This is a genomic window from Acidovorax sp. CCYZU-2555 (genome assembly GCF_018413525.1).
GTDB lineage: Bacteria > Pseudomonadota > Gammaproteobacteria > Burkholderiales > Burkholderiaceae_C > Comamonas.
The window spans coordinates 1-6942 of sequence record NZ_JAHCDD010000138.1 but is presented as its reverse complement, the minus strand read 5'-3'; the positions used below and the strand labels follow the sequence as shown (position 1 = coordinate 6942).

The following is a 6942-nucleotide window of genomic DNA, read 5'->3' as shown; positions in this document are numbered from 1 at the left end:
CCAGCAGCTCCTGCACGCCCAGGCGGATATTGCCGATGGCGGCCGTGCCCACGGGTGCCCAGGCGGCGATCGCCGGGTCCTCGATCAGCTGGTACAGCGCCGCGCCTTCGGGAATGTGCGGGCCCTGGCCTTCGACATGGTAGGTGAACGTCGCCGCGCCCACGGCGAACACCACGTCGTGGCCGCCGAGCAATTGCACGATGCGTTCGCGCATCGCGGGCAGGAAGCCGGCGAACAACGGGTGGTCTTCGGGAAAGCTGCAGCGCCCCGACATGGGCGCGACATAGACGCGCGCCTGGTGGCGTTCGGCCAGGGCGACGACGGCGTCCCAGGCAGCGCCGCGGTCCACGGCCGCGCCCACGACCAGCGCGGGCGCGCGCGCGCCGTCGAGCGCCGCACCGATCATGTCGAGCACGCGCGGATCGGGCCGGCTTTCGAAGCCGACTTCACGCACCTGGATGGGCTCGGCCGGGTGGTCCCAGTCATCGGCGGGAATCGACACCAGCACCGGGCCGCGCGGCTCCTGCATGGCGATGTAATAGGCGCGCGCCAGCGCCTGCGGCACGTCTTCGGCGCGCGCCGGCTCGCAGCTCCATTTGACGTAGGGCTTGGGCAGTTCGGCGGCCTGGTTCGAGTGCAGGAACGGGTCGAACTGCAGGATGGAGCGCGCCTGCTGGCCCGCGGTGATCACCATGGGCGTGCGGTTCTTGAACGCGGTGAAGATGTTGGCCATCGCATGGCCCACGCCCGCGGCCGAATGCAGGTTCACGAAGCTCGCGCGGCGCGTGGCCTGGGCATAGCCGTCGGCCATGCCCACGACCACGGCCTCCTGCAGGCCCAGCACATAGGAAAAATCCTCGGGGTAGTCGCGAAACAGCGGCAGCTCGGTCGAGCCGGGGTTGCCGAAAATGCGCGTCATGCCGAGCTGGCGCAGCAGGTCTATCACCGCATGGCGGACGGTGAACGAAGCGGGAGTCTGGGGTTTTGTCTCTTGCATGGCGGTTCCTTGGCGTACGACGCATCGTGCCCGCGGCGATAATTTCCAGCAACTGCATAAACCATCTAAGAGATATTCATTCCATGGATATAAACCGGCTGGATCTGAATCTGCTGCGCGTGTTCGACGCGGTCTACCGGCACAACAGCGTGAGCCGCGCGGCCGAGGAGCTGGGCCTGTCGCAGCCCGCGGCAAGCCAGGCCGTCACGCGGCTGCGGCTGCTGCTGGGCAATGCGCTGTTCGAGCGCGTGCACGGCGGCGTGCGCCCCACTCCGCGCGCCGAGCGCCTGGCGCTGGTGGTGCGCGACGCGCTGGCCGCGCTCGAAGTCGGCCTGGGCGAGGCCCAGGCCTTCGATCCGCGCGCCGCGCAGCAGGTGTTTCGCATCCATCTGAGCGATATCGGCGAAGCGCGCTTTTTGCCCGCGCTGATGGCGGCGCTGCGCGAGCGCGCGCCCGGCATTCGCATAGAGACGCTGCCGCTGCCCATGGCCGAGATTCCCGATGCGCTGGACCGCGGCACGCTGGACGCGGCCATCGGCTTTCTGCCCGGCGTGCTGAGCACCGAGCGCAGCGTGCTGCTGCAGGACCATTACTGCGTGCTGCTGCGCAGCCAGCACCCGCTGCTGCAAAAAGGCAAGAACGCGCGCCTGGGCCTGCGCGCGCTGCGCCAGCTCGAGTTCGTCGCCGTGCGCTCGCACTCGGAGACGCTGCGCATCCTGCAGGCGCTCGAACTCACGGACCGCATACGGCTGTCGGCGGCCCACTTCCTGGCCGTGCCGTCGATCGTCAGCCAGACCGATCTGGCGGTGATCATGCCGCACGAAATCGCCGCGGGCTTCGTGCGCGGCGGCGGCTATGCGCTGCTCGATGCGAGCCTGCCCGACCACCGCTTCGCGGTCTCGCTGCACTGGAGCCGGCGCTTCGCCCAGGAGCCGGCCAAGGTCTGGCTGCGCGCCTGCATCGAGGAGCTGTTTCGCCAGCCCGCAGCCGCCGGCGCCTGACGCGTCAGCGCGGCCTGGCGGTCAGCTTCTTTTGCAGCGCGCGCATCAGCACGCCCAGCAGCGGCAGCTTGGCGTAAAGCTCTTCGGCCGCATCCCAGTAGTCGCGGTGCAGATCGATGCTGCCATCGGCCGCGAAATGCAGATGGGTGGCGCCGCGTATGCACATCTGCGCGCCGCCTTCGCGCGCGAACAGGAACTCCCAGGTCAGAAACCCTGTATCGCCTTCGCTCACGGCCTGATTCACGATGAAGCGCGGCGCCTTGACGGTGGCGAACATGTGTTCGAACACGCAGCCTATCGCGGCCCGGCCCTGGACTTCGTTGAACGGGTCCTTGAAGCGCGCCAGCGGGCTGTAGAGCGCGAGCAGCGCGGGCATGGTCTCGGGGCGCAGCGCTTCATAGGCCAGCACGACCGCGGCCAATCGGGGATCGGAAGAAAACGTGGGCATGGCATCAGGCTCCGGTGGTGCGGCGCACGGCCGCAAAGTACCAGGCGTCCGGCAGGCAGCGCAGCAGCCGCACCCAGGCGGTGAAACGGCGCGGAAAGTTCATCTCGAAGCGCCCGCGCGCCCAGCCCTGCAGCATGCGCTCGGCCGCGTCTTCGGCGCTGATCAGCGCGGGCATGGGGAAAGCGTTCTGCGCGGTCAGCGGCGTCTCGACGAAACCCGGGTTGATGATGGACACGCCTACGCCGCGCGGCCGCAGATCGAGATAGAGGTTTTCGGCAAGGTTGTTGAGCGCGGCCTTGGTCGGTCCATAGGCCAGCGACATGGGCAGGCCGCGGTAGCCGGCCACGCTGCCGACCAGGCTCAGATGGCCCTGGCCCGCGGCCAGCAGCTGCGGCAGCATGGCGTCGAGCAGGTGCAGCACGCCGCCGTAGTTTACGGCCAGATGCTGCTGCATTTCGGCCAGATCGAACGCGGTCGCGCTCTGCGCGCGGTAGTGGCCCGCGCAATACAGCAGCAGCGCCAGCCCCTGACTCGGCCCCACCAGCGCCTGCACCTGCGCGGCCGCGGCGTGCATCGCCGGCAGATCGCCCACGTCCAGCGGCAACGCCACGCAGCCCGGGTGGCGGGAGACGAAGTCGGCGAGCGCCGGCGCCTGGCGCGCCGAGACGATCACGCGCGCGCCTTCGCGGTACAGCGCCGCGGCCGTCGCGCGGCCTATGCCCGACGACGCGCCTATGACCCAGACCCAGCGGCCGGTCCAGTCGCGCAAGGGCGCGTTGAGGGGGGCTCCAAAGAGAGGCATGGGGGTCAGTCCTTGGGCGGCTTGTCGAAGGCCAATGTGATGTCGCCCAGGTGCAGGCCGAACTTGCTCATCGCCGTGCGATTGAGCAGCGTGCGCGCGTCCATGCGGTACATCCAGTCGTCGAGGTTGACGTTCCACACGCGGCCATCGACCGGCAGGGCCAGCGTGTACTTCCAGTGGAAGGCATTGCCTGCGCTCTGGCCCGCGGCCTCGCCGATCACATCGTCGGCGCGGCCCGTGTAGCGGCCTTCGCCCAGGTGCTTGAGATGCCATACGCGGCGCTGTGTCGTGCCGTCGCTGTAGACGAAATGCTCGTCGAGCGTGCCGTTGTCGCCTTCCCAGCGGCCTGTCATCTGCACCGAGAAACGCTTGACCACCTTGCCCGCGCGATCGGTGAACATGCCTTGCGCCGTGAGCGGCCCGTTGAAATACTCGCGCAGGTCCAGCGTCGGCTTTTCCTGGGCGTAGTCCTTGACTTCGGGGCCGGCGCAGCCCGCGAGCAGCGCCGCGCAGGCCAGGCCCAGCGCCGCGCGCCGCGGCAGCGCAAATGTGGATGGCTTCATGTCGTGTGTCTCCAGGTGGGGTTGTGGCGTTCGGCGATCCAGAGCGCCAGCGCGGCGCCCAGTTTCAACAGGCAAGGCAAGCCCGCGTAGAGCCAGGCCAGGGCCTGCAGCGCGGCGGCGTCGGTGCTGCCGCTGCGGTAGCCGGCCCACGACAGCAAGGGCAGCGCCAGGCCCGCGGCCAGCGCCAGATTCAGTTTGGTGGCGCAGGTCCACCAGCCCAGATAGCGGCCTTCGCCACGGCCGCCCGCGCCCGCCTGGTGGATCACGCCGGTCAGCAGCGCGGCCGGCAAGGCCAGGTCGGCGCCCAGCGCCAGGCCGCTGGCCACGCAGATCAGCGCAAACAGCGCGCCATCGCCCGCGCCCAGCCAGGGCGTGCCGACGAAGGCCAATACGCTCAGGCCCATGCCCGCGCGCCAGCTTGGCGCCAGGCCCCAGCGCGCGACCGCGCGCACCCACAGCGGCAGGCCCAGCGCCGCGGCGCCGAAGTAGCCCAGCAGGAACAGCGGCTGCCATTGCGGCGCCTGCAGACGGTCGGCGACAAAGAATGGCAGCAGCGTCGCGGGAATCGCGCTGGCCACGCCGTTGAGCATGAACACCAGCATCAGCCAGCGAAAGCCCGCATTCGCCCAGGGCGAGCGCTGCGGCAGATCGGCCGAGGGCGGCAGCGCCGCGGCACAGGCCACGCCCAGCTTGACGCGCTGCAGGCTCCAAAGCCCCAGCATCAAGCCCAGCGCCAGCAGCACGCTGGTCGCATCAAAGCCCAGCCACAGCGGCAGCGCGCTGGCGAGCAGCACGCCGATCAGCGTCGCGCCTTCGCGCCAGGCCGTGACGCGCGCGCGCCAGGCCGGCGCCCCGCCCCAGCGCGTGCCCCAGGCCTGGTGCAGTATGCAGACCGCGCTATAGGCCAGCGTCGTCAGCAGCAGCGCGCCCGCGAGCCAGACCAGCATCGCCGTCTCGCTGCCCGTGGGCGGATGCCACAGCGCGGCAAAGCCCAGCGCCAGCAGCACGCAGCCAAGCAGAGCGGCCCACAAGGCATGGGCCTGGCCGCGCGCGAACAGGCGATCGGCCAGTCGCCCCAGCGCGGGATCGATCAGCGCGTCGAGCGCGCGCGTGGCCAGCAGCACGCCGCCCAGCGCCGCGAGCGGCGCGCCGGCGACGCTCGCGTAATGGTGCGGCAGGTTCACATAGAGCGGCAGCGACACGAAGGCCAGCGGCGCGGCCAGCGCGCCATAGGCCAGTCCCGTGCGCCAGGGCAACTGCGGGGAGACGTGAACGGCGGTGGCCATGGTGCGACGGCAGCCTCAGTCCGCAAGCCCGAGCAGCGACTTGCGCAGCGCGGGCGCCGAAGTCTGCGCGGCCAGCCAGATGCCGAAGAACAGCCGCGCGTAATCGGCGTCGCGGGTCTGCGCGGTCTGGCGCGCATTGTGGAAAAAGCGCACGCCGCCCTGGCCGTCGCTCAGGCCCAGCAATCGGTCCTGGGCCACCACATCGGGGAAGGCCTTGGTCATCAGCGCGAGCCATTGCCTGGCCTGTTCTTCGCTGAACGGGCCCACGCGGCGCATTTCAGCGACCGAACGTTCGGCGATGGCCTGGCCTTCGAGCTTGCGGTCATAGAGCAGCTCGAGCGCCATGGGCTGGCTCGCGTATTGCTCGGCCACGAAGCCCGGGCCGGCCCACAGGCGGGCTTCATAGACGCGCAGACCGAAAAAACGCAGCACGCCCGTGCCGACCAGGCGGGCATCGGGCAGATCGGCGCGCAGCTCCTCGGGTCGAACGGGAGCAGCAGGGGCGGTGAGAGGCATGGCAAGAAGCGGTGCGGCGAGAACACCACTGCCTTGCTGCAACAGCGCGCGCCGCGTGGGGCGGCCGGCAGTCATGGCAGGGGCTTTCTCAGGGTGAATTGGATGACATCGGTGTTGCCGGTGTCGAATGCGGCTTCGCAGTAGGCCAGATAGAAAGTCCAGATGCGCGCGAAACGCTCGTCGAAATCGAGGCGCTGCAATTCTGCGCGCCCGGCGACGAAGGCATCGCGCCAGCGGCGCAGCGTTTCCGCATAGTCGCGCCCGAAAGCCAGCTTTTGCTCGACGACAAAGCCGGCGCGCTTCGCCTGGGCTTCGAACGCTGAAGGGCTGGGCAGCAGGCCGCCGGGAAAGATGTACTGCTGGATGAAGTCCGTCGAGTTCAGGTAGCGCTCGAACAGATCGTCGCGGATGGTGATGGTCTGTATGCAGGCATGGCCGCCGGGCTTGAGGCAGGCGTGCAGCATGTCGAAGTAGCCGGCCCAGTATTCATGGCCCACGGCTTCGAACATCTCGATCGACACGATGGCGTCGAAAGGCGCGCTGCGGTACTGGTGCGGCAGGTCGCGGTAGTCCTGGTAATGCAGCGCGGCCCGGCCGTCGAGATCGGCGGCGCGCAGCCTGTTCTGGCCCCACAGCAGCTGCTCCCTCGACAGCGTGACGCCCGTGACATGAGCGCCGAACTCGCCGGCCGCGACTTCGGCCAGGCCGCCCCAGCCGCAGCCGACTTCGAGCAGCCGCGCGCCGGGTTCGACGCGTGCTTCGCGCAGCGCGCGCCGCACCTTGGCGAGCTGCGCATCCTGCAGGTCGGCGCCTTGCGGGTCGCGGCCTTCGAACCAGGCCGCGCTGTAGTTCATGCTCGGGTCCAGCCACAGCCGGTAGAAATCGTTGCCCAGATCGTAGTGGGCATGGATATTTTTCTCGCTGCCAGCGCGCGTATTGCGCCGCAGCAGGTGGCGCAGGCGGTAGGCCAGCCGGCCCCACCAGCTGCCGTAGACCATGGCCTCGATGTGCGCGCGGTTGGCGATGCACAGGCGCAGCAGCGCGGCCAGATCGGGCGTGTCCCAGTCGCCGTCGATATAGCCTTCGGCCAGGCCGATGTCGCCCGACTTCCAGATGCGATCGAACATGCGCAGATCGCGCACATTGAGCGCGGCGCGCGGAATCTCGCCATCGGCATTGGCGCCCGGATGCAGCGGCAGGCGCAGCACATGGTTGTTCGGCAAGTGCAGTTCGAGCTGGCCTATGGGCAGGCGTTCGAGCAGGCGCAGCACGCGCTCGGTCGCGGCCGTGGCACGGCGTGGAGCGGCCGCGGCCGCGGTGGGGGCAGTG

General features: G+C 69.5%; 8 protein-coding genes. 1 reads left to right on the top strand and 7 read right to left on the bottom strand.

Going from position 1 to position 6942, the window contains the following annotated elements; genetic code table 11:
- Positions 1-997: benzoylformate decarboxylase (gene mdlC / locus KHY18_RS26595; RefSeq protein WP_213307371.1), on the bottom strand; the 997-nt coding region annotated here is incomplete at its 3' end.
- Positions 998-1080: 83 nt separating this feature from the next.
- Between mdlC and KHY18_RS26590 the strand changes: the two genes are divergently transcribed.
- On the top strand, positions 1081-1998 hold the full coding sequence (locus KHY18_RS26590) for a LysR family transcriptional regulator (RefSeq protein ID WP_213307368.1): 918 nt from the start codon (positions 1081-1083) through the stop codon (positions 1996-1998).
- 4 nt (positions 1999-2002) lie between these two features.
- On the opposite strand, the gene KHY18_RS26585 is transcribed toward KHY18_RS26590, so the two are convergent.
- The 6 genes from KHY18_RS26585 to KHY18_RS26560 all read right to left on the bottom strand — a co-directional run.
- Positions 2003-2446, bottom strand: a complete 444-nt coding sequence (locus tag KHY18_RS26585; RefSeq protein WP_213307365.1) for a nuclear transport factor 2 family protein — start codon at positions 2444-2446, stop codon at positions 2003-2005.
- 4 nt (positions 2447-2450) lie between these two features.
- Entirely contained in the window at positions 2451-3248 is a 798-nt protein-coding gene (locus KHY18_RS26580) for an SDR family NAD(P)-dependent oxidoreductase (RefSeq protein WP_213307362.1), read from the bottom strand.
- Positions 3249-3253: 5 nt separating this feature from the next.
- Complete coding sequence (locus KHY18_RS26575) at positions 3254-3811, bottom strand: DUF3833 domain-containing protein (RefSeq protein ID WP_213307361.1); 558 nt, start codon at positions 3809-3811, stop codon at positions 3254-3256.
- Positions 3808-5097 (bottom strand): MFS transporter, encoded by a 1290-nt coding sequence (locus KHY18_RS26570; protein ID WP_213307358.1) that lies wholly within the window; start codon positions 5095-5097, stop codon positions 3808-3810. Before KHY18_RS26570 ends, KHY18_RS26575 begins: the two co-directional genes overlap by 4 nt.
- Positions 5098-5112: 15 nt before the next feature.
- A complete protein-coding gene (locus KHY18_RS26565; protein ID WP_502769428.1) occupies positions 5113-5688 on the bottom strand; it encodes a chalcone isomerase family protein in 576 nt (191 codons plus the stop codon).
- Positions 5685-6942 (bottom strand): SAM-dependent methyltransferase (locus tag KHY18_RS26560; protein WP_249729405.1); only part of this gene is annotated, 1258 nt, incomplete at its 5' end. The genes KHY18_RS26565 and KHY18_RS26560, both read right to left, overlap by 4 nt.